The organism is Acinetobacter lwoffii (assembly GCF_019343495.1).
Classification (GTDB): domain Bacteria; phylum Pseudomonadota; class Gammaproteobacteria; order Pseudomonadales; family Moraxellaceae; genus Acinetobacter; species Acinetobacter lwoffii_P.
Genome location: NZ_CP072549.1, coordinates 517,129 through 542,817, shown reverse-complemented (window position 1 = coordinate 542,817; position 25,689 = coordinate 517,129). Strand labels below are relative to the sequence as shown.

The 25,689-nt window shown below is 41.3% G+C and carries 25 protein-coding genes; 8 read left to right on the top strand and 17 right to left on the bottom strand.

Annotation, left to right across the window (positions count from 1 at the left end):
* Positions 1 to 46: 46 nt before the first annotated feature.
* Entirely contained in the window at positions 47 to 265 is a 219-nt protein-coding gene (locus tag J7649_RS02585) for a hypothetical protein (RefSeq protein ID WP_004645284.1), read from the top strand.
* 113 nt (positions 266 to 378) lie between these two features.
* Here the strand turns inward: J7649_RS02585 and J7649_RS02580 are convergent, their stop codons facing one another.
* Positions 379 to 837, bottom strand: a complete 459-nt coding sequence (locus J7649_RS02580) for a hypothetical protein (RefSeq protein WP_219309240.1) — start codon at positions 835 to 837, stop codon at positions 379 to 381.
* A gap of 117 nt (positions 838 to 954) precedes the next feature.
* Here J7649_RS02580 and J7649_RS02575 point away from each other — a divergent pair, with 117 nt between their 5' ends.
* Positions 955 to 1,818 (top strand): alpha/beta hydrolase family protein, encoded by an 864-nt coding sequence (locus tag J7649_RS02575; protein ID WP_219309239.1) that lies wholly within the window; start codon positions 955 to 957, stop codon positions 1,816 to 1,818.
* A 198-nt stretch (positions 1,819 to 2,016) separates the two neighbouring features.
* On the opposite strand, the gene J7649_RS02570 is transcribed toward J7649_RS02575, so the two are convergent.
* Positions 2,017 to 2,238, bottom strand: coding sequence for a hypothetical protein (locus tag J7649_RS02570; protein WP_004278743.1), 222 nt, complete (start codon positions 2,236 to 2,238; stop codon positions 2,017 to 2,019).
* A gap of 140 nt (positions 2,239 to 2,378) precedes the next feature.
* Between J7649_RS02570 and J7649_RS02565 the strand changes: the two genes are divergently transcribed.
* A protein-coding gene (locus J7649_RS02565) for an IS5 family transposase (protein ID WP_411800830.1) occupies positions 2,379 to 3,130 on the top strand; the annotation gives its coding sequence in 2 pieces (ribosomal slippage) (positions 2,379 to 2,613 and positions 2,613 to 3,130; 753 coding nt in all).
* On the opposite strand, the gene J7649_RS02560 is transcribed toward J7649_RS02565, so the two are convergent.
* The 5 genes from J7649_RS02560 to J7649_RS02540 all read right to left on the bottom strand — a co-directional run bounded on the left by J7649_RS02560 (position 3,076) and on the right by J7649_RS02540 (position 8,306).
* On the bottom strand, positions 3,076 to 3,912 hold the full coding sequence (locus J7649_RS02560) for a hypothetical protein (protein WP_219309237.1): 837 nt from the start codon (positions 3,910 to 3,912) through the stop codon (positions 3,076 to 3,078). The genes J7649_RS02565 and J7649_RS02560 overlap by 55 nt on opposite strands.
* Before the next feature lie 70 nt (positions 3,913 to 3,982).
* Positions 3,983 to 6,622: a bifunctional aconitate hydratase 2/2-methylisocitrate dehydratase gene (locus J7649_RS02555; RefSeq protein WP_005252103.1), complete on the bottom strand. Its 2,640-nt coding sequence runs from the start codon at positions 6,620 to 6,622 to the stop codon at positions 3,983 to 3,985.
* Positions 6,623 to 6,919: 297 nt separating this feature from the next.
* Positions 6,920 to 7,189 carry a hypothetical protein gene (locus tag J7649_RS02550; protein ID WP_219309235.1) on the bottom strand — a complete coding sequence of 90 codons (270 nt, stop codon included), beginning with the start codon at positions 7,187 to 7,189 and terminating at the stop codon, positions 6,920 to 6,922.
* 210 nt (positions 7,190 to 7,399) lie between these two features.
* A complete protein-coding gene (locus tag J7649_RS02545) occupies positions 7,400 to 7,759 on the bottom strand; it encodes a hypothetical protein (RefSeq protein ID WP_004278748.1) in 360 nt (119 codons plus the stop codon).
* Between the two features lie 112 nt (positions 7,760 to 7,871).
* A complete protein-coding gene (locus tag J7649_RS02540; protein ID WP_004278749.1) occupies positions 7,872 to 8,306 on the bottom strand; it encodes an I78 family peptidase inhibitor in 435 nt (144 codons plus the stop codon).
* Between the two features lie 350 nt (positions 8,307 to 8,656).
* Here J7649_RS02540 and xseA point away from each other — a divergent pair, with 350 nt between their 5' ends.
* Both xseA and xseB read left to right on the top strand, forming a co-directional pair.
* On the top strand, positions 8,657 to 9,928 hold the full coding sequence (gene xseA / locus J7649_RS02535; protein ID WP_219309233.1) for an exodeoxyribonuclease VII large subunit: 1,272 nt from the start codon (positions 8,657 to 8,659) through the stop codon (positions 9,926 to 9,928).
* Positions 9,918 to 10,112, top strand: a complete 195-nt coding sequence (gene xseB, locus J7649_RS02530) for an exodeoxyribonuclease VII small subunit (protein WP_004278752.1) — start codon at positions 9,918 to 9,920, stop codon at positions 10,110 to 10,112. Before xseA ends, xseB begins: the two co-directional genes overlap by 11 nt.
* 229 nt (positions 10,113 to 10,341) lie before the next feature.
* Here the strand turns inward: xseB and J7649_RS02525 are convergent, their stop codons facing one another.
* The 9 genes from J7649_RS02525 to J7649_RS02485 all read right to left on the bottom strand — a co-directional run bounded on the left by J7649_RS02525 (position 10,342) and on the right by J7649_RS02485 (position 21,278).
* The gene (locus J7649_RS02525; RefSeq protein ID WP_005247241.1) at positions 10,342 to 10,542 is read right to left on the bottom strand and encodes a hypothetical protein; all 201 of its coding nucleotides are present in this window, start codon (positions 10,540 to 10,542) and stop codon (positions 10,342 to 10,344) included.
* A 653-nt stretch (positions 10,543 to 11,195) separates the two neighbouring features.
* Entirely contained in the window at positions 11,196 to 11,483 is a 288-nt protein-coding gene (locus J7649_RS02520) for a hypothetical protein (RefSeq protein ID WP_005103447.1), read from the bottom strand.
* Positions 11,484 to 11,642: 159 nt separating this feature from the next.
* Positions 11,643 to 11,783, bottom strand: a complete 141-nt coding sequence (locus J7649_RS02515; protein ID WP_004645377.1) for a hypothetical protein — start codon at positions 11,781 to 11,783, stop codon at positions 11,643 to 11,645.
* A gap of 157 nt (positions 11,784 to 11,940) precedes the next feature.
* Complete coding sequence (locus tag J7649_RS02510) at positions 11,941 to 12,210, bottom strand: hypothetical protein (RefSeq protein WP_005263238.1); 270 nt, start codon at positions 12,208 to 12,210, stop codon at positions 11,941 to 11,943.
* Between the two features lie 147 nt (positions 12,211 to 12,357).
* Complete coding sequence (locus tag J7649_RS02505) at positions 12,358 to 12,828, bottom strand: IS5/IS1182 family transposase (RefSeq protein ID WP_016658330.1); 471 nt, start codon at positions 12,826 to 12,828, stop codon at positions 12,358 to 12,360.
* Positions 12,776 to 13,222, bottom strand: a complete 447-nt coding sequence (locus tag J7649_RS02500) for a transposase family protein (protein ID WP_219309230.1) — start codon at positions 13,220 to 13,222, stop codon at positions 12,776 to 12,778. The genes J7649_RS02505 and J7649_RS02500 overlap by 53 nt, the downstream gene beginning before the upstream one ends.
* A gap of 215 nt (positions 13,223 to 13,437) precedes the next feature.
* Positions 13,438 to 13,641, bottom strand: coding sequence for a hypothetical protein (locus J7649_RS02495; protein ID WP_216986118.1), 204 nt, complete (start codon positions 13,639 to 13,641; stop codon positions 13,438 to 13,440).
* Between the two features lie 324 nt (positions 13,642 to 13,965).
* Positions 13,966 to 18,486 carry a translocation/assembly module TamB domain-containing protein gene (locus tag J7649_RS02490; RefSeq protein ID WP_219309228.1) on the bottom strand — a complete coding sequence of 1,507 codons (4,521 nt, stop codon included), beginning with the start codon at positions 18,484 to 18,486 and terminating at the stop codon, positions 13,966 to 13,968.
* Positions 18,487 to 18,521: 35 nt separating this feature from the next.
* Entirely contained in the window at positions 18,522 to 21,278 is a 2,757-nt protein-coding gene (locus J7649_RS02485) for an autotransporter assembly complex protein TamA (RefSeq protein WP_219309217.1), read from the bottom strand.
* Between the two features lie 174 nt (positions 21,279 to 21,452).
* Between J7649_RS02485 and J7649_RS02480 the strand changes: the two genes are divergently transcribed.
* Positions 21,453 to 22,772 (top strand): MFS transporter, encoded by a 1,320-nt coding sequence (locus J7649_RS02480; RefSeq protein WP_219309205.1) that lies wholly within the window; start codon positions 21,453 to 21,455, stop codon positions 22,770 to 22,772.
* Positions 22,773 to 22,775: 3 nt separating this feature from the next.
* Positions 22,776 to 23,411 carry a 2-polyprenyl-3-methyl-6-methoxy-1,4-benzoquinone monooxygenase gene (coq7, locus tag J7649_RS02475; RefSeq protein WP_004278762.1) on the top strand — a complete coding sequence of 212 codons (636 nt, stop codon included), beginning with the start codon at positions 22,776 to 22,778 and terminating at the stop codon, positions 23,409 to 23,411.
* A gap of 144 nt (positions 23,412 to 23,555) precedes the next feature.
* On the opposite strand, the gene J7649_RS02470 is transcribed toward coq7, so the two are convergent.
* Positions 23,556 to 24,257: a DUF1003 domain-containing protein gene (locus tag J7649_RS02470; protein WP_219309203.1), complete on the bottom strand. Its 702-nt coding sequence runs from the start codon at positions 24,255 to 24,257 to the stop codon at positions 23,556 to 23,558.
* A gap of 282 nt (positions 24,258 to 24,539) precedes the next feature.
* On the opposite strand from J7649_RS02470, the gene J7649_RS02465 reads away from it, so the two are divergent.
* Positions 24,540 to 25,241, top strand: a complete 702-nt coding sequence (locus J7649_RS02465) for a VIT1/CCC1 transporter family protein (RefSeq protein ID WP_219309197.1) — start codon at positions 24,540 to 24,542, stop codon at positions 25,239 to 25,241.
* The last annotated feature ends 448 nt before the right edge of the window (positions 25,242 to 25,689 follow it).

Genomic DNA, 25,689 nt, shown 5'->3' with positions numbered 1-25,689 from the left:
AATCTGCTTTAATCTTCAATAACATAAATAAATGGGAGGGATGGAGATGTTATCATTACATTTCAACAAGCAAGTCTTCATTGACGCTCTTAAAGCCAACAACACCAATCTGGTGACATTTATATGCACCACTTTTGCACTCATGCTGACTTTAACCGTCCATTGCTTAATTCAAGGTAATTTAAAACTTGAATACTTTGGCTATGCACTGATTGTCTCAGCTGCATTTTTCCTATGGGCTGCCATAGACCAGAAATACCGATAAACAAATTTTAAATTAGCCCAGATGGATGATTTGGCCAGTCATCCATCTGGTGAAAAAAGTGTTTTAACTTTCCAACATTCCAGCATCCTTTCAGAATAACTATAAAAATAAGATTAAAATAATCCGATAAATGCTCCATAGAGCAAAATCCCTGTCCCGCCCAATTCTGCGACAATTAAACCCAGCATGGCGAAAGTCATCAAACTTCCTGGCAAATAAAACTTACCCAGCTGATGCGGCTGTTTAAACTGATTCGTCGTGTCTTGCAGGAAACCATGCAACATATAAGCCCCAATAGAAAAACTGAAAAACAGAATATTGATCAGTACGCAAACCAGATTCACCATACTCGGCAACACTGAACAATAGGCTAATACTGCCAGAATTAAGGTCGCAGGTGCATAAAGTAGGCTGCTACGATGGGCAATATCGACATAATAATGTGCGCGTGACTGAGGTGATTGACGAATCTGCCAATATTTCCAGACACCGGTCAACATCCCGATCCACAAGAATATTCCACTAAAAATAACGGCTATTTTAACGGCCAGCTCAAGTTCCATTAGCTGCATAAGTTTATTCCATCTCTATTATTTTACTGACTTTTAAGTCATGTTTTCCCCAAGCTACCCTGCTAAAAATCTATACAGTAAAAGCTTCATGGGATTATAAAAATCATAGTGTATCGTATGTCTGAATTTGAAACATTGACTCTCCAGTGTCAGGATGGCTATCGCTTAAGTGCACGTTTTTATGCAGCTATTTCTGAAACTAAAAAACTTCCGGTATTAGTTTGTCCGGCAACAGGCATTACCAAACAGTTTTATCATCAGTTTTGTGTCTGGTTACAAGCTCAAGGCTATGCCGTTATGGTCTTTGATTTTCGGGGGATTGGTGATTCACTACACGGTCCTTTGAGAAAGTCAAAAGCCAGTATTGTGCAATGGGGTCAACTGGATATTCCGGCCGCGATTGATGCTTTATCAACGCGTACCAATGCAGAAAAAGTGATCCTACTTGGACATAGTGCCGGTAGTCAGCTTTTAGGTATTGTGCCAAATTACGATAAAGTCGCAAAAGTGGTGGCTGTCTCTGGCTCTACTGGACATGTGAAAGGACTCAAAGGTAAAACCAAGTTACTTGCGCCAGTGATGTTTAATGTTATTTTCCCACTGGCACGCATCACTAAAGGCTATGGCCCGACTCAAGCGATTGGTATGGGTGAAAACCTGCCGAAAGATGTAGCTCGCGAATGGGCGCAGTTCTGTAGTAAACCGGGTTATGTAATCAACGCGATTGGTAAAAAGATTGCACCATCCCATGATTATCATGCGCAAATCACCTGCCCGATTACCTCAATCTGGTCATCGGATGATGAGATTGCCACGGAAGCCAATGTGAAAGATTTACTGCGTTTATATCCAAACGCAAAAACCCAGATAATTAAACTTAGCCCTAAAAGTTATGCCTATAAAGCCATTGGTCATATGCTGATGTTTAAAAAATCGCATCAGAATTTATGGCCGGTGATTGAACAGCAATTGACTGTTTAAATCAGATTTAGATGGTTATTTGCAGACTGCTGTGTTCTAATACACGCAGTTTGAGATGAGCCTCTTACAGTATATGGGCTTGACCTATATACGACTAGCCCCTAACCATGGGGCTTTTTATTGTTTGAATATTTTAAAACGGATATAAAATGGACTGATGATAACGTCAACCCATGTTTTTCTTTATCGAATTAAATATTATTTTGACTCAATGTCATAGACCCAATTTCGTGCCTGTTTGTCTGTGGTCGTTTCACAAACGTAGTAGTCGTGATCCCATGAATCAGGATGGAATATTTCCTTTTTGGTATAGGTGACATTTTTGCCTTTTTCGACGCAGACAAAGCTGTCACCTTGGTCTTTGACCTGCGTTCCGTTGAGGAAGCCACCAATACAGAGGAATCGGGATTGTTTTGCCATTTGGTTAGATCAACTTCTTTGAACTTTTAAATCATCAGGTAAATTATTATAAATTTTTCTAGGGCGTGTCCTCATTTGAAAAATTGGTTTTAAATACTTAAAATCCTCCTTTAAGCTCTTTTGATTTCTATATTTTTTCAATGGCACGTACTCTTCTCACCGATGATATCTGGCAGCAAATTCAAGATACTATGCGATTACACGGTTGTTACTGTTCAAAGAATAGTAGAAATATCATGGAAGCGATCTTATGGAAACTGCGTACAGGCGCCACATGGCGTGATATTCCCCAAGAATTTTGTCCTTGGCAAACTGCTTACAATCGCTTTAATCGTTGGGCAAGCAAGGGATTGTGGGATAAATTTTTTTTAGATTACGAGGCGTCTTGGATCAAGAATGGGTATTCATTGACGGAAGTTACATACGCGTGCATCAACATGCAAGTGGAGCTCGGCATGGTTTCGAAAGAGCAATTGGACAATCACGTGGTGGACGAACAACAAAAATACATCTTGCAACCGACGCGAATGGATTACCGATTGATTTTAAAATCACTGGGGGTGACGTCCACGACAGTCAAGTTGCAAAACAACTGATTGATACGGTAGACGAGGCAACTTATCTCATTGCTGATAAGGGGTATGATGCTGAGTACATTAGAATATATGCCAAGAACAAGAATATGATTCCCATTATTCCATTGAGATCAAACAGTAAGAGATCGAATAAGGAATTTGATAAATATCTATATAAATTAAGACACTTAGTTGAAAATGCATTTTCGAGATTAAAACATTTCCGTGCTATTGCAACTCGATTTGATAAACTGGCACGCAATTATAAATCTATGATTCGTATAGCCTGTATATTTATTTGGTGCAAAGCCAAATGAGGACACACCCTAGTTGTCATTGTTATTTTTTGAATATTGACGATATCATCATTGATTTTTTCACCACTAACAAAACTGCGTAATGAGATTAAAGTTTTCTCATAAAAATAATCGTGCCAAATAAACATATACTCGTCACCATATTTCTCAAATGAACTTTTAGTACTTGGTAAGTATTTAATTATTAGTTCAACAAGCTCTTTATCTTCTTTTTTTAAAAATTCTGTGGTTTTATCTTTAAAAGCCGCTATTAATGTTATTGCAGTAACTGTTATTCCCTGAAAAATACGCAAACTATTTAAACTTTCATGATCTAAATAAAGATCTATAAAATCACTATTTAAGTCTTTAATTTCTTTTAAAATATTTTCAATGTTGCAGTCACGGTATAGCTGCTCACCAACCCCTTGTAATTCTAATTCTCTTTTTTCAGCATATACTTTTTTAAAATTAATTCTTATTAGTATTTGAATCAGGAAGTTTGTTTTATTAAATACTTTTATTAATTTTGAACAATCTTCCGCAGCAATTAATTGCTTATCATTTCTTACTTTTGAACGATTTTTTTCTAAATCAGTTAAATAATTATTTATTAACGCTATATGACTGTCTTTTTCTCTTATTTTTTGTCGAAATTCTTCCATTTCTTTTTCAAATTTAATATTAATTTTCTTTTCATAATACTTAAAAATAATATCTTTAAAAAAATATGCAATACCAACAAGAAAACTTGTAGATCCTAATGTACTAAACAACAACACTGATAAATCTGATAATTCCATTAATAATTCTTCTCAAAAAAATAAGGGCTGATAAATCAGCCCTTATTTTAAACTACTTTTTAATCAACAATTAAGTTAACTGAGCAGCAGCAATTTTCTTCGTATCAACGTCTTTAGCAGCGTCAGTATATTCGCTCATCTTGTCGAAGCTTAAGTATTGATAGATGTCAGCTGACATGCTGTCAATTTGAGCTGCGTACTGTTGGTATTCTTCTGGAGAAGGTAATTTACCCAATACAGCAGCAACAGAAGCAAGTTCAGCAGAAGCCAAGTAAACGTTAGCACCTTGACCTAAACGGTTCGGGAAGTTACGAGTAGAAGTCGATACACAAGTTGTGTTCGGAGCTACACGTGCTTGGTTACCCATACACAATGAACAACCTGGCATTTCAGTACGCGCGCCAGCTTTACCATAAATGTTATAGAAACCTTCTTCCATCAACTGATGTTCGTCCATACGCGTAGGTGGAGCAATCCACAAACGAGTTGACAACGCACCACCAGGAACTTTTTCTAACAACTTACCAGTCGCACGGAAGTGACCGATGTTAGTCATACAAGAACCAACGAATACTTCGTCAATTTTCGCGCCTTGAACGTCAGAAAGAAGTTTCGCATCATCTGGATCGTTCGGGCAGCAAAGAATAGGTTCTTTGATGTCTGCAAGATCGATTTCATACACTTTCGTGTATTCAGCATCAGCATCAGCTTTGATCAGGCTTGGGTTAGCCAACCATTTTTCCATGTTCTCAACACGACGAGCCATCGTACGCGCATCGCCATAACCTTCAGAAATCATCCACTTCAACATGGTGATGTTTGAACGAAGGTATTCAGCAACTTTCTCTTCAGAAAGCGTGATAGAACAACCAGCAGCTGAACGTTCAGCAGAAGCATCAGAAAGTTCGAATGCTTGCTCAACGGTCAGGTCAGTTTCCATTTCTGTTAAGTCGATCTCAAGGATACGACCAGAGAAGATGTTTTTCTTACCTTTCTTCTCTACAGTTAGGTCACCTTCCTTAATTGCGTAGTAAGGAATTGCATGCACAAGGTCACGTAGCGTGATACCAGGCTGCATTTTACCCTTGAACTTCACAAGTACAGATTCAGGCATATCAAGTGGCATAACACCAGTTGCTGCAGCGAACGCTACAAGACCAGAACCCGCCGGGAATGAAATACCGATTGGGAAACGAGTATGTGAGTCACCACCAGTACCAACAGTATCTGGAAGAAGCATACGGTTTAACCAAGAGTGAATAATACCGTCACCTGGGCGTAAAGACACACCACCACGGTTCATGATGAAATCAGGAAGCGAGTGTTGCATTTGAACGTCAACTGGTTTTGGATACGCAGCTGTATGACAGAAAGATTGCATAACAAGGTCAGCAGAGAAGCCTAGGCAAGCCAAGTCTTTCAATTCGTCACGAGTCATTGGACCAGTTGTATCTTGCGAACCAACAGTAGTCATCTTAGGCTCACAGTAAGTACCTGGAAGTACACCTTGACCTTCAGGAAGACCACAAGCGCGACCAACCATCTTCTGAGCTTGAGTGAAACCTTTACCAGTTGCAGCAGGCTGAACCGGAGTACGGAACATTGTAGATACTGGAAGACCTAAAGCTTCACGAGCCTTAGTCGTCAAACCACGACCTACGATCAGGTTAATACGACCACCAGCACGAACTTCGTCAAGAAGTACTGGAGTTTTAAGTTCAGCTTCAGCGATTTGCGCGCCGTCTTTGAACGCAGTTACTTTAGCAGCAGCGTGATCGATCTTAAGAACGATTTCGTCGCCCATGTTCATGTTGGCAACATCGATCTCGATCGGTAATGCACCCGCATCTTCCATGGTGTTGAAGAAAATCGGAGCGATTTTAGAACCTAGGCAGTAACCACCGTCTTTTTTGTTCGGGATGTGCGGGATGTCGTCACCGAAGAACCAAAGTACAGAGTTAGTTGCAGATTTACGAGATGAACCTGTACCAACAACGTCACCCACGTAAGCAACCTGGTTGCCTTTCGCGATCAGTTCTTTAATCTGGTTAAGTGGACCCACTTCACCAGGAACTTCTGGATTGATTCCGTCACGTACGTTTTTCAACATTGCATTTGCGTGCAATGGAATGTCTGGACGGCTCCAAGCGTCTTGTGCAGGTGACAAGTCGTCAGTGTTGGTTTCGCCAGTTACTTTGAAAACAGTCAGTTTGATTTCTTCAGGAACGTCTTTACGGCTAGTGAACCATTCAGCGTCAGCCCAAGACTGCATAACTGCTTGAGCATTTGCGTTACCAGCTTTTGCTTTATCAGCAACGTCATGGAATGCATCAAATACAAGAAGCGTTTTTTTCAATGCTTCAGCTGCAAGTTCAGCAAGCTCAGCATTGTCTAAAAGTTCAACTAAAGGCGCTACGTTGTAACCACCAAGCATAGTACCTAGTAAATAAACAGCACGTTCTTTAGAAACGAGTGGAGAGGTTGCTTCGCCTTTTGCCAATGCAGCTAAGAACGCAGCTTTTACATATGCAGCTTGGTCAACACCTGCTGGTACACGGTTTTCAAGCAAATCTACCAAGTATGCTTCTTCACCAGCTGGCGGGTTTTTTAGTAGTTCAACTAATGCAGCTGTTTGGGCATCGTCAAGTGGCTTCGGTGGGACTCCGAGTGCGGCACGTTCTTCAACGTGTTGGCGGTAAGCTTCTAGCACAGTGTTATTCCTCTTTTTTAAAAAATTACTTATGAATTCCTGCTTATTCCAAGCTTCATAAATAATATGGACTCCGAAATTTTACTAAATTTCCAGTTAAAAGTTAATGCAACTCAAGTGTTTCTTCGTGATGCTCGTTATTTTATAACTAAATGATGCTCTTAATGATTATTCCATAATCAGTTCCAGCTTACACCACACGAAACAAGCCCATGAATAGGCCCTTTTAACTGAATTTAATGCATAAAAAAGGCAACCCTGATGTTGCCTGATTTGACGTTAAAAAGATACTCCACCTTAGTGTACAGTGGTCGAGTTTAAATACTGCTGATATGAGTCTCGGCAGCCTTGGAATTTCACCACGCATTCATCTTCACAGGTTGTACTGTGATTATTGCTGGCAAAGGAAATAACAATCTGATAAAGCTTTTTATCTTGTTCTAGCATCTTCTTTAAAACGACTTTGTCACCAACGCTGAGTACATAGCGACTGCCGCCAATAATGACCACACCTTCTTCATCTTCCAGCAGTAGATCAGAATGATGCAAATATCTTACGACTTCCATATTGTGCTACTCCTTGGTTAATTGGAGTTAAATTCATTATTCAATATAAAGATAAGTATTTCTATATTTTAGATTTAAAAATTGTCACAAAGTGTACATTTTTTGCTTAGGCTATTTCTATTTTTCAGTCTTTTGAAGATGTGTATATTTAAATACGTTTAATGGGAAATATGAGTTGAATGATTTTATGCAGATTTTAAAAACCGTTCCTTAGAACGGTTTGTAATCTGGTAATTCATCATGCGGTGTCGCAATACACTTTGCAGTAAATTCAGCACGGACTTTTTCACGGGCTGCTTTTACATCACCCTTAATCTCTTCGGCTGGAATTGCATAGACTTCATCAATAATATTCAGGATAAAACCTTTGGTGGTTTCATCATCGATCTTGTTGGCATGCTCGATTGCTTTTTCTTTCTCAATCGCATTCTGACGATCCAGCATAATGGTACGCGCCGCATTACCGACGCTTCGACAATAACCTTGCCACTGCTCTTCAGGGGTTAAGGGTTTCTTCTCGGCACAACCGGCCAGCGCCAGCATAAACGATAAAGCCAATAACTTTTTCATGAATTTCTCCTTCCGAGGGGCAATATAAAAGATCGGGGAAGATTTGTCATTTCAAAATGCGAGTTGTATGGAATTAAAAAAGCCCACTCATGGGCTTTTTCATTTTGTGTAATTAACCACATGAAGCCTGGATAATCTTTTTGCTTGTAGGATCCACCGTTACAGTCACTCGTTCTTCACGATAATCCATCGTCACCGCTTGACCCGGCTCAACCATACGTACAATTTGTGCCTTGGTTTTCTGCTTGATTTGCGCTTCAGTCAAATTGGACTGACCCACCAATGCCGCTGCCTGATCAGCAATACATTTAGGTTGATTCATGTGCAGTAATTCCCACTCCTCGACCACCTGACCATTCTTTAAATGGCAATATCCGACCTGACCATTGCTTTCAGTACGAATCTCAAGCTTGCCACCCTGATTGACACAATAAGCGCTTGCAGGATTCGCTGAACCTATTTTAGGAGCTTCCGTCTCAGATTGCGGCGTGGTGGTACATGCGCTTAGAGCGAGAGCCAGCAAACCGAACAACATTGTTTTTTTCATGAGAGCCTATTCTTCTTCAATAATTCTTCACCAATTTAGCATATTTCCTTGTCCTTGCCAGAGACAAGTCTGTGTACATTTTTAACCGTACTTTTTCATTAAAGAATGGAAATAAGACCTTTGTGCATTAAGGACTTCAACGCTATAAACTCTCTCAATGAACAAGATAAACAGAAGAGAAGAACCTCTCCATAATAAGGAAATGTCGGACGAATCGCCTAAACCAAGTGATTATGCATTTTAATAGCATTACATTGTCATTACATCATTCAAATATGACTTCGCTTTTAGATTTGTGATCTGTGCTGGATTGATTTAATATTTGATTGAATTTTAAACTTTCTATTGGCATGACAGACGATCCTCAACTCTCCCTCAAGGAATATCTTGCTACGGTTCAGGAAGTGGTCAAACTCACTTTCGATACACCAGTATGGGTCAAAGCCGAAATTCGTAATCTAAGTATTAAAGCCGGCCATTATTATCTGGAGCTGGCAGAAAAAGAAGCCGATAGCGATCAGGTGATTGCCAGTTGCCGAGCAACCATCTGGAAATTTAGTGCCCAGAAAATTGTCACGCAGTTTGAACGTGAAAGCGGGATTGAGCTGAGTCGTGATCTGAAAGTGCTGATTAAAGTCAAAGCCAACTTTGATCCGCAATATGGCTTTTCTTTAAATATTGTCGAGATTGATTCGGGCTATACCTTAGGAGATATTGCCCGGCGTTATCAGCAGATTGTTGAGCGGTTGACGACTGAAGGACTGATTCAGCGCAATAGAAACTTGCCCAGCCCTTTTGACCTGAACCGGATTCTGGTGATTGCTCCCGAAAATGCAGCAGGCCTGGGAGATTTTAAAAAAGATGCCGATGCACTGCAGCATGCGCAGGTGTGTGAGTTTATCTATCACAGTGCGACTTTTCAGGGAAATACTGCCCCGCAAAGTATTATGCAAAATCTGGCGCAAGCGCTCAAACAATGGGCACAGACTTATAATACAGCACCGGATCTGATTGTGATTATACGAGGTGGTGGCGCAGTCAATGATCTGGCTTATTTGAATGATTATGATCTGGCTGCCCTGCTCTGTAAACGTTCGGTACCTGTCTGGGTCGGCATCGGGCATGAAAAAGACCGTACTATTCTGGATGAGATTGCGCATCGCTCCTTTGATACCCCGAGTAAAGTTATTGCTGGAATCCGCAATCATGTCTTTGAACTAACCCAGGATGTCCTGAATTATCTACAGCGGATTCAGCGTTTATCTCAGCAACAGATTCAGGCTTATCAAAATCAGAATGATCAATTTTTGAAACTGATTCAAAGTCTGGCCAATAACCAGATTATGGATGCGCTGCAACGTCTGCAACAGATCAAGGCCAATACTGCCAGTCTGGCCCAACAGCATACCCTGCTCATCAATCAACAGCTCGATGCCCTGATGCGGGAAACGCTACTACAAAATCCTAAACATGTTTTATCCAAGGGTTATGCCATCGTGCGCCAGCAAGAACATATGGTTGCCTCTATTCAACAGATTCAGTCCAGCGATCTGGTTGAAGTCGAATTACATGACGGCATTTTTTCAGCACAACTTATACAGGTACTTCCTTATGAATCATGATACTTTGAGCTTCCAACAAGGCTATGACATCTTGAAAAAGAATGCGGAACTGCTCGAATCTCAGCAAGAACCGGATATTGATAACTTGATGAAAATCGTGGAAGAATCCATGACTGCCTATAAAGCTTGCAAGGCCCGGGTTGAAGCGGTTCAAACTGCTTTAAATGAGACGTTTAACGATTAATTGCACCCCATTTTAAATATCTTATTAGGCTATTTTGCTAGATTGAATTGACATAAAAGCTCTCATGAATGAGGGCTTTTTTATTAAGTGAAAAAAATCATTTCAATGACTATTTAAATTTTCTAGATGGGGATTTTGATCAATCCGCTCAATTCTAAATGGGAAATATTGTATTTTCATTCTCATCCACCAGACGATAAAAAAGCCCAATATTAAATTGGGCTTTTTATTACTCTTCAATTTCTATCGGATCACCGTCTTCAGGGCGAATATGACGCGTCCCATCATCCGCAGGATCAACACTAGAACCATCTTTGGTAATAGCATTGTACATTTCATCCTCTTTCTTATCATCGATAAATTCTTCATCTTCGAAATCTTGAGGCTCACTATCGTTGTCGAAGTTTAAAGGCTTTTCTTCATTTATCATGGCGATCCATCACTTATTTAACCAATAAAATATCATGCTTAAATATTTGAAAGATTCATTCAATAGTCAACCATGATCATTTGTGTAACTGAATAAACACAATAGTAATTGGAACTTTACTTTTCCATAGATAAAAAAATGCCTCCTTAGGGAAGGAGGCTGAAATTGGAAAGAAACTACAGCGATAGAATCTATTCATGCATTATATATAAACTTATAATTTATACATTAGCATAATATTACATTAATTTTTCAATTAAAAAGCCCACTTACTTTTTCAAATAAGCGGGCTAGTACTGTAGTCATTTTCTTCGTATTATTTGCGTTTTCTTGTTTTCGCAAAACGAATATAGCACTGTGAATTTACCAATAAAGTATAGAGAGTATTAATAAACTGTTTTCTTACATTTGCTTTAAGTTACTTTTCGTTCAATAAGCTATACATATTAAAAAATCCCATCTTTCGATGGGCCTTCCCCTTTATCACTTTTGCGCTGACTCAGGTATGTTGTCAAAGTGAGCAACGACTAGAAAATACGCAAGCTATTGGTAAAAATATATAAATACCCCATTAACATATAAAAAAACTATAGTTTTATAAAAAATAACTATACTTGTTGAAGTAATTGACGATTTTAACCTTCAACGACACCTTATAGCTGACTTAATTTGCTAGACATATAAGTTAAAAATAACGTCTTATCCTGAAAATTAGGCATTTCAAACACCCAAAAAATGTAATTTTTAGATCTCAATTTAAGTTTCACATTCACAGCCTTTACTTGAATTATTACATCCTCATGCTGCATTTCTGCGAATAATTCTAAAATCAGCGCAAAGAATCTCAGTTTGTTGACTGTGTTGTATTTTGTTGGTTTATATATTCTCAAGGCTTCAGAATATATAAGCTCGCACCATTCATTTCCATCTTCATCATCCATTAGCTCTCATTTAATTATTTAAAATAGATCAAGAGGTAGGTTTATAACATGGTGGCTATAATTAAACTGCTTTTAATCTGAATATTAAAATTATAATTTTTTAGAAAATAAAAAAGCCCATCATCCGATGAGCCTTTTTGGAAAATATATCGTGAAGAACTAAGCTGCAAATTCTTGCAGTACAAATCGTTTTACACTTTCATCAAAGTCAGGTTTTGAAAGAGCAAGCTTGCCATTTTTCATAGTTTTATAACAATAACTCGCTGCTACTCCCATACCAACCAAAGTCAACAACTTCATTGCTCACCTCTTTACTGGGAAGATTTGAATACAAAGTTATCATTCAAATTTGTAGTTTTCCAACTCAGTTTCGATTGTTTTCTGTACTACATGTTAATGAATGTATGAATAATAAATGAAAACCTGCCGTATGATGCGTTTGCTTAAAGTCTTTCAACTAGTGGTTAATTTGCGTATCTATCCAGTTAAGGAAATTTTCCTTATTACTGAATTCTGGCATAGACCCTAAATTTATAGTTTCTTTAGCCCCAAATTTTCCAGCGACAGTATTCGGTGCTTGAACTCTGAAATCCAGAGGATCACTTTCATGTAGAGTTCTAAAATATTCTACCGCTTTATCAAATTCACTTTTATCCTTAAAACCTGGTCGTTCCTTTAAAAAGTCATAAACTTGTTCTAGAGCTGGTAGATAATTATTTTTAGGCATTCTGTTTTCTCTAAAATGATGAGTTTTATGATGAAGACCTATTTTGAATGAATAATGATAAGAATATTCCCTTATTTCTTAGAGTTTATGTAAATCATGATGATTTGAGAGTTAAATCCAAATTCTGGAATAGACCTCTTTCATAAATCATTTTTTGCTCAGTTCCAAGTTGTAGATTCCAGCGATTAAATTGAATCTCAAACCAAGCCTTTTACCTCTATTTCGATAACGCTCAGCAAGGATTTTGAAGGTTTTCAGGCTGCCAAATACATGCTCAATTCCGATTCTTCTTTTATTGATTTCTTGATTATAGATTTTCAATTCAGGATCCAATTTACAGTGTCTTTTGGCTTTTAATGGCAACAGGCTATTCGGATACAACACATAAATCCCCTGATAGCCTTTATCTGCAAGGATAAAAGCCCCAAAAGGAATCTGGTTTAAATTGCGTTTGAACAACTTGAAATCATGCACTGCACCGCGACTGGTACATAAACTCAGAATTTGCTGAGTTTTGTAGTGAATCATGGCCTGTACTTTAAAGGTATGGGTCTTTTTCTTGCCGCTATAGCTTTTCTTCTGTTTTTTTAGGCCTTTGGATTGGAATTTCCGTGGCATCCACGATCACAACATTCCAGTCGATGCCTTCGCCCTCGGGTAAATCTTTGGGTAAATTAAACAGATTGGACCGAATCAGGCAGTCTTCAACATGACGGACAATTCTTGAGGCTGTGGGCTCTGAAACCCCGTAACTCGTCGCAACGTGAAATAAGGTTCGGTATTCCCGCCAATAGCTCAGACAGAGCAGAACCTGATCCTCCAGGCTTAACTTGGGCGGTCTGCCTTTGGCAGAGACATGCTTCTGCAATTGCTCAACCATCAAATAGAAAGTTGACCATGAGATGCCTGTGTATCGCTTGAACTGAGGATCAGAAAGCTTGTTTGAATCGATGTATTTCATCCGCAGATTATGCACGAATACTAAGAAATCCGGAGTGCAAATATTAACCAAAAAGAAGATCGTTTTTTGATTTATGAAAGAGATCTAATGACCTGATAAAAAAATGAGCGTAAATATACACTCACTTTTACTACATTTTCTAATGCATGCTTAACTGACTGGCATTGCTCTAAAATAAGGTCTGTTTTATCGAACAAAGTGCAAATGTCAGCTGCTCTATCAGCAAAGATCAGATGTTTTTAAATACGTCACTTTAAGGTTCAAGCCTAATTAACGCTATGAATATCAAGTTCATCATTGGTGGTCAATACAATAGAAGCCAAAATTGGAATGCCCAAAATGAAAGGTACAGCGAAAATCCATAGAACTACGGTTACATCAGATTTAAAGAAAAATTGAATGGCTAATGCAGTCAAAATAAGTACAGAAAATAGAATCGCAGCAAAACGGATGATAAATTTAGTCGACATGCGAAGATGCTCTTATGCGTGAAATCGTATTTTCAATATACACCTATTTTTATTATGGGTTTATTGATTTTCAGTCTGTTATTGCATGTTTTAATTGATTTTCTATATGTGATAGCTGACTCATGCGACGAGCAGTTTTCTTCACCCTGAAGTCTCATCCTAAGTTCTTTCTCTACTCGTAACTCTATTGTCATATATGGATAGGGATTGAATTTAGATATCAATGCTTCTGCTGACTAATACATCAATCTACTTTATAGCCAATAAAATCTGTGTGCTGTCTCATAATAAAAAAGCCCTAAAATTAGGGCTTTTTTATTCGGATTAGAATCGCCAGTTATAGAACAAGTCAATCGCACGCTCTAAAGACTGACTCGCTTCTAAATACAGACGCTGATTTACCTGATAACGTAAAGTCAGCTTATTCACTGGTGTGAATACCCCGACCCCATAGCGCAGATATAAATCCGGCGTAATATAACCGGTCACAGAAACCTGGGTATCATCTCCTGTACCTTGAGCATCCAGAGCTAGACCAGTTAAGCCAAAACTGCGCCCGATCTGGTTGGTCAGTGCGCGGGTGCTACCCAAGCCCAGACTAATCCCCGCAGCAGCGATCGTATTATTCACATCGGATCTAAATCCTTCAGCCTGGCTTAAACCAGATACACCCTCATTAACACGACCGGTAATCAAGGCATTCAAGGCTTCCTGTTCTGACAGGCCTGCATCATTATAAATCTGAATACTTGGACTCGATGCAGTCCCTGTTACGCGCACTCCAACTGTACTACCCTGAACCGATTTATTGGCATCAATGTCCAGTGTCGGATTGGTAAGTTCACCATTAAAACGTGCGATAGCACGATTCAGGTCCAGACTTTGACCATAGGCTTCGATTTTCACCCGCTGTGATACCCCGATTGCACCATTGGCACGCATTGCGGTTTCCAGACCACGCTGTGACAGATTGACTCGACCCAAGAGTGGAATACGACTGTCAAAGCCCTGGAAAATCACCTGATTCCCTAAAGAAACGGCAACATCTGCCCGGATATCCCAAGGACGTGCAGACTTCAAGATCGCCAGCTGATCATCACCTTCACGCACGACACGTACATCTGAAGATAAACCAACTACAGGTTCTGAGGCTTCAGGCATTGAAATCAATGCCCGCGGTACATCGATTGTGCCACTCAGACTCAGTTTTTTATTAAATGGATACATGTCCAAAGTCAAATCAGGTGTCACTACAGCGGTAATTAATGGGGCCTGACGAATCAGCAGATTGTCCCCTTGCAGTTTTAACTGCACCCGCGGATCACCTTTCCATTCCACAGAACCGGTTAATTTGCCCACACCACGGCCACTGTTAAATGCGCCATTGATGCTGGCCGAATTCTGACGTATGGATGAATAGAGCTGTACATTGGTCAAATTCACCGGTAGGGAGATCATGCTGATTGAAGCATCTTTGACACGAACCTCACCTTCAAGCAAAGGATCCGTTAAAGTTCCGCTAATTTTTCCGGCATAAGATAAAATCCCGTCCAGATTACGGATGTCCTGAATAAATGGCTTAAAGACTTTGAGCCGTACCTGGTTAAAGGCAATTTCGCCACGCATCGGTTTACTGTCACGGTATGGATCAATGATGACATTGGCATAGCCGGTTCCGATATCCGGGGTTTTAACGTCCAGCCGAAGTTGCAAGCCATCTGCCACACTTTTTGCCACCAGACCGACTTCATCATATTTCAGTGTAGAACCCAAATAATCCGGATCTTCAGAAGATAAGCCCACCACACCATTACGCGTCACCAGACGTGCGTCAATTTTAGGTTTGGCACCTTGCGCCCAGGCAGCCTTGGCATAACCATTGACTTTACCCGTCAACGCCAATCCATCAGGCAAGAATGCACTGAAATCTTCCAGATCAAGGTTTTGGGTAACAAAAGAGGCACTGCCACGGGTTTTATTAACCCGAATCGGCTGATCAAAACACAACTGGCTTTGCTGACTCATCCAGCAATGAGCACCAACAAACAGATCCGATTGAGCACTGTTATAAATCACGGCTGCATTTTGACGCTGCACCAGACGAGCACGTAAAGAGTCGAAATCACCTTTTTGAATCTGACCCAGCCAGTTATTTTGGGCATTAAAGCCACCGGCGAGCTGCACAAAGAATTTTGACAGGCGGTTTTCTGCCTGCACTTTGAGAATGTGCGCAGCACGGGTACCGGCCAGTGATATCTCACCGCGTACAATCTCGCGTGAACCGCTACGCAGGCGATCCATTGTCGCGGTCAATAAGGTTGGTGTGCTTTGCGATGTTGGCAACTGTCCGCGAACACGAACTTTCTGCACGCTAAACAGGTTTTTAAAAGCAAAATTATCGATAGATAGATTAGCTGAAGCCTGCAATCGTGGCTGCGCCTGCATATTGATATAGCCCTGCGCACGACCTCTTAAGCCCGGATACAATTCAAACAGGGCCGGTGCATTCACTTTTAGTTGGAGGTTTTGTGCATTACCGGTCGCCTGAATCTGGTTGCTGGCATAAGACAGGAACAAGTTATTGGCTTCAAACTGCTGTGGTACAAAACCACGCTGGTTTGAATTAATGATGACCGATAAATTACCCTTGCCACGTACCGGTTTGTTATTCAGCATACCGGCCAGATTCAAGCGTTGAATCTGAATGCGTTTTAAGGCATCTGACCACACCCCTTGAGTTTGCACATTGCCTGACAATTCACCTTTCAGTTTGGCATTAAAATATTGCGGCTTAAAGCGGATTAAGGATGCGTTGATATCCCAGCCAATGCCATTCGCCAGATTGACCAGACCGTTGGCATTAATCTTGCCAGCCACACCATCATGACGAAATTCATTTATCTTCAACATTTCTGGTGTGCCTGAAACGCGCAGTTTCAGCATACCCTGACTGGCTTTAAGCTGGCTGGCATTTAAAGCACCATCATAATTGACCGCATAACCTTTAAAACCACCACCCGCTTTTTCATTATGGAATAACAAGGCAATGGTGCTGTTTCCGGTCAAACGTACGGTTTCATTTTGCTCCGCCAGTCGTCCGGTCAAGTCAACACTGTTCAGTTTGATAATCTGCTGATTCGGTTGCGCATAACCATTGGCTTTAACCTGGCCATTCAAACGATCTACCGGTGAAGCTGCCGCAATACTTTGGGTATTCAAATTTTTGGCATTTAATACTGCGGCCCATTTTAACTGGCGTTTTTCCTGTGGCAGTTCAATCCGTGCATTGCCGCTTAAGCTGCCTGCTGCATTGGCGCTGTAATTAAAGCTCGGGACATTCAGGATATTTTTGTTCAGATTGAGCTTGGCTTGGTACATGCCTGCAGGTAGAAGTCCTTCTTCATGCTGCTCGACTTTAGTCGCCACATGAATATTCTGCTGACCTTCGACCAATGCCAATTTGACATCGCCAGACTGACTGCTGAGCCAGCCCACATAAGGTACGGCGCGATCAATATTTTTCCAGGCAACATCTAACAGCATCGGTTGTACTTTATTGCCTTTGGCTGGGTTTTGATCCAGCTTCAGATTCCAGCTTTCATAACGGTCGAAATCAACCAGTCCGGTAAGGTTCAAGCCATTTTCCAGGTTACCCGCAGAAGCAATATTCGCATCCAGACTTGGCGGCAAGAAATCTTGTACGACTTGCGGAATGCGCTCGTGCTTGGGATCAATCCCGTTCAAACGCCCAGCCAGATCCCAGCTGACCCGGTCTTTCCAGCCTACTGTCCCGGCAAGGCTAACTGTACCTTTCATCAACTGACCATTCAGATCGGTAATATTCAGCTGATTGACCAGATCGGTATACATCACCGCACTATATTGGCCTTGCGGAATATTTTCCCCAATCAGGTCAGTCTGGACGTTCAGGTCCAGACGCTTGATATCGCCATTAAACTCGGCAATACCGTCTTTGGTAAACAGTTTCTGTTCGGCCAGAATAGGCCAGTGGTAATCTTTGAACTTTAACTCGCCGCGCATCGGTACCTGAGGACGCATCGGATGTACGATAACCCAACCGGTTAATAAATCAGGCGTATTGGTTGCTACGCCAGCCTGAATCGTGTCCAGTGTTCCGCGTGCCCGCACCTGAATATCATGAATATTCAGGCTGTCTCTTAAAGAAGGCAGATTGACGATGCCCGTGGCATCTAGCGGATATTTGCCTTCAAACTGCATTTTACCCGTGGCTTCACGTACCGATAGATAGCCCATATCCATCCGGGAATCTTCAAAATTTAATTCGGTGCCGGACCAGAGCGCCTCATTTAATTCAATATTATAGAAATCAACTGCATTGGTCTGGGTTTTAATGACCAAATGATCCAGCAGTAAATGATCAACGCGCAAGATAAAAGGCAAACGGATAGCATTAAACTTGAACGGTTCGCCCGTTGATGGTTGCTTGTTAATAATTTGCAGATTGAGGACATCGGCTTCAGTCAGATGAATTTCTTTTTTGACAATCGCGCGCCAGCCCAGCTTAACATCAGCACGATCAATTTTGACATCGACTGGTTTCAGGCTGACCAGCACATTTTTAAGAATAATTCCGCGCCATAAATTGCCGCCTTCATATTCATATTGAATAATTTGCTGGCGTTCCAGCACCTGATCCAGCAGAAATTTACTGCCCTGATTGGTCGAAAACAGTAGAGCCAACACAGACAGCAGAAAAATCAGCGAAAAAAGCACCGACAATAGGATGCTTCTGAATATACGGCGCTTTTTCGGCACAACGCTATCTTGTGGTTCTTGTTCTGGCTGTGGTTGGTTCTCGACCATGATCTACCCAAATAACTATTTTTTAAAATGATGTTTTATAACTGTGATCCAATAAAGAAATGTAAACGAATCGGATAATTGTCATCAGACAGTCCAGTCGCAACATCTATACGTATTGGCCCAATCGGTGAAGCCCAACGCACACCCACACCCGCGCCATATTCGGTCGGATTACTGAATTCTTTATTATAGGCATTTCCGGCATCTGCAAAGACCGCAGCACGCCAGCCTTCCTTAAACTGATAATTATATTCTAATGAAGCCACGCCCAAGGCCTGACCACCTACTTTAAAACCGTCAATTTCCGGAGAAAGGCTCTTATAATCAAAACCGCGGATACTCTGGTCACCCCCGGTAAAATATCTCAGGTTATACGGCACTTTGGCAAAATCTTCAGTAAAGATATAGCCTGCATCGGCACGACCCACAAACTGATGGTCTGCATTTTCACCCAATGAATAGATAAACCGCCAACCTGCATTCACAATGGCCATATCGGCATCAGAGAGTAAAGCCTCACTGCCCAGTTCAATCTTATAGGTCTGCTTAAAACCTTTGGTCGGATTGACCCGACGATCACTCTCGGTACGTGAAACTTCATAACCCACCAGTAGCGATTGCTGTTCATCTTCGGTATTAAAGCGAAACGCTTCTGGAATCTGGTTAAAATCAACAGAACCATCCTGTGTTAAGCGATCCAGACGATAACGGGCGCCAAAAGTACGTTGCCAGTTACCCAGTGGATTTTTAATAATCCGGTCTGCCCCTAAGACTGCCGATTCAATCAACAGGCCTTCGCCCTGTGCGACGCCTTCACGCTCTTCACGCTCATAACCACCCACAATACTGACATAATCATTCAGCGGATGGTGATAGGGAATATTATAACGTCCATCAATCGACTGACGGATGCCAGATAACTCCATGTTGGCATCAAACGAATGTCCGCGCTTGTTCACAATGGCACGACGATATTGACCACGTAAGCGGATATCGGTATCTGTGCCATAACCCAAACCCACTTCAGCACTATTTAAACGGTCTGCATTTAAAGTCACAATCACTGGAATCTTTTTCTCTTCCCGTGCCTGTACTTTTAAACGGTCCTGTTCATTCTCTTTGGTTTGCTGCTCAACCCGTAAAGTTCTTAAATTTGCGCTTTCCTGATCGCGGCTACCGGCAAACTGGTCTTCATCTACGACATTCTGGGTCACTTCCTGAGAAGAGGATACCGAGCGAGCTGGTTGCATAGTAGCAGCCTGATCTTCAGTCCGTTTCTGTTCTTCAATCAGGCTTTGAATATCGGGTGCCAGTTCCAGCTCTTTATCAAGCGGATCAGGGCGAATCGCATCCACCAGAGTATAGTTAAAATAACGTGAGTTGGTCAGGTTATTGGCCAAGCCATTCACCCGCCAGAAGGTATAATCTGCACCATCTGTCCAGGTGACCAGACTTTCCAGTACGTCTCGATCCAGCGGAAATTCCTTTTCAGGATCGCTCATTCTGAACTCGACATTGCCTAATTTATAACGTTCACCCGTTTCAAAACGCAGATTCACATCGGCGGTGTTTTGTGGCTGAGCAATCTTTACATCATGCAGACGCCAGAATGAATCAAAATAACCATTGTTATTGGCTGCTGTGGTAATGCGTGTCTTGGTTTTTTCATAATTGCCATGATTGAAAATATCGCCTTCTTCCTGTTCAGGTAAAAGACTGATGACCTGGAATTGCGGCTGTTCGGCGCCCTCTCCAGTAAATTCAATATTTTGACTGCTAATCAGGACAGGTTCATTCGGGGTCACAAAAACCCGAACCCGACTGTCAGAGAGTTTTTCAAATCTGAACTGAGCATTATAATAGCCCACCGCTTGCGCTGCCTGTCTGGACAAGGTGCGTAATTGCGGCAAAGCCGAATTAAAGTCGCCAAAAGACTCTTGGGTAAAACTGGATAATTTGGCTTTGACATTATTTCTTAAATTCAGATGGCCTTCAGGCACATCTTTACGATTCAGCATACCGTTACTTTGCGCCACACCTTGCCCATTTATGATCACCACATCTGCACTAATGCGGGGAACTCTTGCGGTCATGATCTGACGTGGAGGACGGATTTTATAAAATAGTCGTTTGAACAGATTCGGACGTTTATCATCCTCAGCGACAAGCTGACCTGGCACTTCTGGCAAGGTCAATCCGGCTTCATTATTTTGTACAATAATCTGGCTGTCAGCCTGAATCGATTGCATCAACTGATCGACATTAACCGGCGCCTGATTGATTTCCAGCAGTTCTTGCTGGCTGATATCGGCCACCACCGTTTCGCTGGTCTGAGTATTGCGATAGTTTTGTGCTTCCTGTTTGGCTTGCTCGGCTACCTGGTAAATTTCATTCGCCATGTTCTGATCAATAGTCTGTACTTGCAGATCTTCCAGATCATCAAACTCGATCGGCGTAAATTCACCCAGACCAGATCCTGCATTTTGCTGTTGTTCCAGCATCAACATGCTGTCAACTGGTACTTCCGGCTCCAAGGCTTCTTCGATTTTTTCTTCTGCTTCAGTTTCAGACGTGGCCACCCCCTGACGAATCGCTTCTTTAGATAGCTCGTCCACCATTTCTGCCTGAGAAATGGCTACGGGTGTTTCTGGCTGTTCGGTTTGTGCCATGCTCTGATGGGATAACATCATAAAAAAGATGCTCATACACAGCTGCATACCACTATGCTGTGGTATGAGAGGCCCCATACTGCGATTTAGCATCGTTTTTTTAAAATTTTTCTTTGCAGGCATAGCAAACTCTAAACGAATACATTCTTTAATTGATTATTTGACCGAAAAATATAAGCTAAGGAGCTTAATTAATTGGTTTTTACCTTTACATGGCTGAAAGTATCTTACATGATTTTTCTCAATGTTTACGCATAACTGACATTTCTTAATAAAACTTAATGTAGCACGGCCTATATGAACAAAAATGAACATTTGTTAGCTTCTCGGCGCTTTTTACCGATGTTTCTGACGCAGTTTTTTGGTGCATTAAACGATAATGTATTTAAACAGGCGTTACTGCTGGTCATTACTTATGGCTGGATTCAACAGCAATCGGCCAGCATCAGCACTTTAAATAATCTGGCGGCTTTAATGTTTATCTTGCCCTATTTTATTTTTTCAGCCACGGCCGGTCAGATTGCCGACAAATACGAACGTTCACAGCTGATTCGCTATCTCAAGCTTCTGGAAATTGCCATTATGTTGCTGGGAACTGTCGGTTTCCTCATGGGCAATTTATGGATTCTGTTATTTGCCCTGTTCCTGATGGGCACCCATTCCACTTTCTTTGGCCCGATCAAATATGCGATTTTACCTGAAGTCCTGAAACCGAATGAACTGATGTCCGGCAATGCCCTGTTTCAGTCCGGAACTTCTCTGGCAATCCTATTCGGTATGATTCTGGGCGGTGCAGTCATTGCAGCTTCCGCCGGCAACCTGATCTGGATCAGTTTAACCGTCATCAGCATCGCCTTGATTGGTTATATATCCAGTCGCTATATCCTGAAACAAAGTATTCCCGCGCCTGAGCTGCAAGTTGACTGGAATTTCTTCCGCACCAGCTTGCAGACCTTGAAATATGCCAAAAGCTTACCTCTGATTTTTACCATTTTACTGGGCAACTCATGGTACTGGTTTTATGGTGCAACCTATCTGACCCAGATTCCTCAGCTGACATTACAAAATCTGCATGCATCTGAAAATGTCGCCAGTCTGCTCTTAACCTTTTTTTCTGTCGGAATTGGTCTGGGTTCATACTTATGCCGTAAAATTGGTGGCAGCCAGGTCAATATCAAGATGGTGCCTTTTGGCGCGATCGGTCTGGTGATCTTTGCCCTGTATCTGGCCGCGAGTCTGGCCTTTGTTCCGGAGCGTACAGGTGCATTAATCGGCTTGGCAGATGTCTTTCAGCAAGGCTGGAGCTATTATCATGTGATGCTGGCCGTCACCTTACTTGGAATTAGCGGCGGTTTTTATATTGTACCGCTGTATGCCATGATGCAGGCGCATTCTCCCCGCTCACATCGTGCGCGTGTGGTTGCAGCAAATAACATTCTGAATGCCGTTTTCATGGTATCTTCTGCTATATTCTCGATTATTATTTTAAGTGTTTTAGAGCTTGATCTTAAAATACTTTTTTGTATTACCGCAGTATTAAGCGGCCTGTTTACTCTCTGGCTACTTTACCGGCTGAAACCAATGATCAAAACTGCAAAAGCGCCCTTGGAGGATTAATTCATGCGTCAATATACAGGTCTCGATAAACTGATTCACTCTTTTGACCAGGCATTACGCAGTCTAGTCCCGGGCACGACTTCGGCCCAACGTGAAAATCCGGCCCAACCGGTAGAAACACAGTTAACCGTCAGTGATGCACGTCATGTGGCAGGTTTAATGCGGGTCAATCATAGTGGTGAGGTTTGCGCACAGGCGCTGTACCATGGTCAGGCGATGACGGCGAAACTCCCGAATGTACGTCGCGAAATGGAACAGGCAGCGATTGAAGAACAGGATCATCTGGCTTGGTGTGAAAACCGCTTAAAAGAACTGGATAGCCATACCAGTCTGCTCAATCCGGTCTGGTACGGTCTTTCCTTCGGTATGGGTGCAATTGCCGGAATCGCAGGCGATAAATACAGTCTGGGTTTTGTGGCTGAAACAGAACGTCAGGTCAGCATGCATTTACAGCATCATCTTAGCCAGTTGCCACCGCAGGATGAACGTTCTCGTCGTATTCTAGAACAGATGAATGAAGATGAACTGCATCATCGGGATACAGCGTTAAATGCTGGCGGTGTAGATCTACCCGTTCCAGTTAAGATCGCCATGACAGGCATTTCCAAGTTGATGACCAAAACCAGTTATTTTATTTAAATCCCACTATTTTAATTTTAGCCCACTCATTTGTGGGCTTTTTAATACATCTGAAATCCTCACTGGTATCTATCAGCTCAAGGGATATCGTTATCTTATTGCTTATAAGTTCTATAAAATAATAGAGATTCCCCACAGCTTCCTTTAATCTTTTTTGCTCATTTCAGAAAGCAGGTCCAGCTGGATTTCCTGAATTTGCGCCAACCGTTCCCATTGATGTAGCAGCAGATGATCTAATTTTTCATGCAAGTGTTGGATTTCCAGCTCGGCTTTTAAATTGATCTGATAATCATTTTGCGAACGTAAGCGGTCTTTTGCTTCCTGTCTGTTCTGGCTCATCATAATAATAGGTGCCTGAATCGCCGCAAGACAGGACAGGATTAAATTCAACAGAATAAATGGATAAGGATCAGTAGGTCGTGTCACCATCACCACAGTATTTATCGTAATCCACAGGCCCAAGAAGATTGCAAAACAAATCAAAAAGGTCCAGCTTCCACCAAAAGTTGCAATTTTATCGGCGAGCCTTTCTCCCAAGGTCCACTTTTGCTCTAAGCTCGTTTCCACATTTTTGGTGATCAGTTCATGCTGATGCATGCTATGAATCACTTCAAACTCAAGATCAGTTACTTCACCCTTTTCCGAACTTAATAATGAATGTACATATTGTATGCGGTACTGGGTTAAATCTGCCTGGCAAATATAATCTTGTGGTGTCCAGTCAGGAATATCCTTAGCAATTTCTTCAGTAATGACCTTTCTGACTGTTCCCATCGGAGTGAGATTTTTCAGAAGAAAGTGCTTGCCGCATACCAAGCATTTATGGCTTTCATGTTTTTCTTTCATGATAATTCTCTTTTTAAACCGGCTCACTCAGCTATTATTTTGTTCGATATGTTTGATTTGCTTTAGTCATTTTTACCATTTGCAAATCAATTATGTATCAAGTGCGTCTGATTTCTTGAAATTATGAATCTCATTTCGATTTTATCTTAGATTGATAAAATGCTCAGCCAAGCGCACGATGAGCTGATCATTCAAGATAATTTTCAGATCGATTCAATCCTACTATCTATACATGACTTAAATTTAATATAATCATGATGATAATAAAAAAGGGGCTTCATTGTGCGCCATTCATCCCATCTTGAAAAACATTATATCGAACGCGCGGGCTGGCTTCGTGCAGCTGTACTGGGGGCAAATGACGGGATTATTTCGGTCACCAGTCTGGTGGTGGGTATTGCAGCCAGTGGAGCATCCACAGAAATTTTATTGGTGACCTGTGTTGCCGGATTGATTTCTGGCGCTGCTTCAATGGCGGCCGGTGAATATATTTCGGTTAAATCCCAGCAAGATATTGAAACCAATGATCTACTCATGGAAGAGCGCGAACTCCAGCGCCATCCCACCCATGAGTTAAATGAGCTCAAAACGATTTATATACAGCGTGGGTTGGAACCTGCTTTGGCACAACAGGTCGCTGAACAGCTGACCAACCATAATGCCTTGGATGCCCATGCTCGAGACGAAATTGGTATTTCAGCACATACCTCTGCCCAACCCTTTCTCGCTGCATTTTCTTCCGCCATGGCATTTACGGTAGGTTCATTATTTCCTTTAATTTCAATCATGATTTTACCGGAACACTATCTGGATAAAGGCGTCATGCTGATTGGTGTTTTAAGTTTGGGGATGATGGGTGCACTGGCGAGCTATGCCGGTGGAGTAAGTGTCTGGAGAGGTGCAGTTCGGGTGATGCTCTGGGGAATTATCGCCATGTTATTCAGTGCGTGGATCGGATCATTATTTAATGTGTCTGTTGCCTAAATATTTATTTATTAGTTAGACACAGAATAGGATTGAGCCGTTCTTCTATTAACATCACTGAAAAATATTTTTTTCAAAGAATTAGCGGCTCTAACAAAACTTGAGTTTAATTAATATATGTTCGGTTTTAATTTAGATGTTTAAAACCTAAGATCTATGTCTGAGAGGTATTGTTATGGAAACTACGATCATTCTTGCCATCTTGGCGATCATTATCGTATTGCTGATTATTTTTTATAACAAGAAAAAGTGAAAGAGCGATGATTCATTTCTTGATACTTTGAGGATTTTTATTGATCTTAAAATACATTTCAGAGCTTTAAATCAATCAAATATTAATTCCCTGTTGGATCACATAAAGAATTCCAAGAATTAAAATGACCGAAACCAAGATTTCTAATATTTTCATTTTTAAATGATTCCCAAACTCCACCTGCACCATCTTATC

What these genes read in the sequence shown, in the direction of transcription:
- J7649_RS02585 (WP_004645284.1), top strand. Translation starts at nt 47, where the DNA reads ATGTTATCATTACATTTCAACAAGCAAGTCTTCATTGACGCTCTTAAA.
- J7649_RS02580 (WP_219309240.1), bottom strand. Translation starts at nt 837, where the DNA reads ATGCAGCTAATGGAACTTGAGCTGGCCGTTAAAATAGCCGTTATTTTT.
- J7649_RS02575 (WP_219309239.1), top strand. Translation starts at nt 955, where the DNA reads ATGTCTGAATTTGAAACATTGACTCTCCAGTGTCAGGATGGCTATCGC.
- J7649_RS02570 (WP_004278743.1), bottom strand. Translation starts at nt 2,238, where the DNA reads ATGGCAAAACAATCCCGATTCCTCTGTATTGGTGGCTTCCTCAACGGA.
- J7649_RS02560 (WP_219309237.1), bottom strand. Translation starts at nt 3,912, where the DNA reads ATGGAATTATCAGATTTATCAGTGTTGTTGTTTAGTACATTAGGATCT.
- J7649_RS02550 (WP_219309235.1), bottom strand. Translation starts at nt 7,189, where the DNA reads ATGGAAGTCGTAAGATATTTGCATCATTCTGATCTACTGCTGGAAGAT.
- J7649_RS02545 (WP_004278748.1), bottom strand. Translation starts at nt 7,759, where the DNA reads ATGAAAAAGTTATTGGCTTTATCGTTTATGCTGGCGCTGGCCGGTTGT.
- J7649_RS02540 (WP_004278749.1), bottom strand. Translation starts at nt 8,306, where the DNA reads ATGAAAAAAACAATGTTGTTCGGTTTGCTGGCTCTCGCTCTAAGCGCA.
- xseA (WP_219309233.1), top strand. Translation starts at nt 8,657, where the DNA reads ATGACAGACGATCCTCAACTCTCCCTCAAGGAATATCTTGCTACGGTT.
- xseB (WP_004278752.1), top strand. Translation starts at nt 9,918, where the DNA reads ATGAATCATGATACTTTGAGCTTCCAACAAGGCTATGACATCTTGAAA.
- J7649_RS02525 (WP_005247241.1), bottom strand. Translation starts at nt 10,542, where the DNA reads ATGATAAATGAAGAAAAGCCTTTAAACTTCGACAACGATAGTGAGCCT.
- J7649_RS02520 (WP_005103447.1), bottom strand. Translation starts at nt 11,483, where the DNA reads ATGGATGATGAAGATGGAAATGAATGGTGCGAGCTTATATATTCTGAA.
- J7649_RS02515 (WP_004645377.1), bottom strand. Translation starts at nt 11,783, where the DNA reads ATGAAGTTGTTGACTTTGGTTGGTATGGGAGTAGCAGCGAGTTATTGT.
- J7649_RS02510 (WP_005263238.1), bottom strand. Translation starts at nt 12,210, where the DNA reads ATGCCTAAAAATAATTATCTACCAGCTCTAGAACAAGTTTATGACTTT.
- J7649_RS02505 (WP_016658330.1), bottom strand. Translation starts at nt 12,828, where the DNA reads ATGCCACGGAAATTCCAATCCAAAGGCCTAAAAAAACAGAAGAAAAGC.
- J7649_RS02495 (WP_216986118.1), bottom strand. Translation starts at nt 13,641, where the DNA reads ATGTCGACTAAATTTATCATCCGTTTTGCTGCGATTCTATTTTCTGTA.
- J7649_RS02490 (WP_219309228.1), bottom strand. Translation starts at nt 18,486, where the DNA reads ATGGTCGAGAACCAACCACAGCCAGAACAAGAACCACAAGATAGCGTT.
- J7649_RS02485 (WP_219309217.1), bottom strand. Translation starts at nt 21,278, where the DNA reads ATGCCTGCAAAGAAAAATTTTAAAAAAACGATGCTAAATCGCAGTATG.
- J7649_RS02480 (WP_219309205.1), top strand. Translation starts at nt 21,453, where the DNA reads ATGAACAAAAATGAACATTTGTTAGCTTCTCGGCGCTTTTTACCGATG.
- coq7 (WP_004278762.1), top strand. Translation starts at nt 22,776, where the DNA reads ATGCGTCAATATACAGGTCTCGATAAACTGATTCACTCTTTTGACCAG.
- J7649_RS02470 (WP_219309203.1), bottom strand. Translation starts at nt 24,257, where the DNA reads ATGAAAGAAAAACATGAAAGCCATAAATGCTTGGTATGCGGCAAGCAC.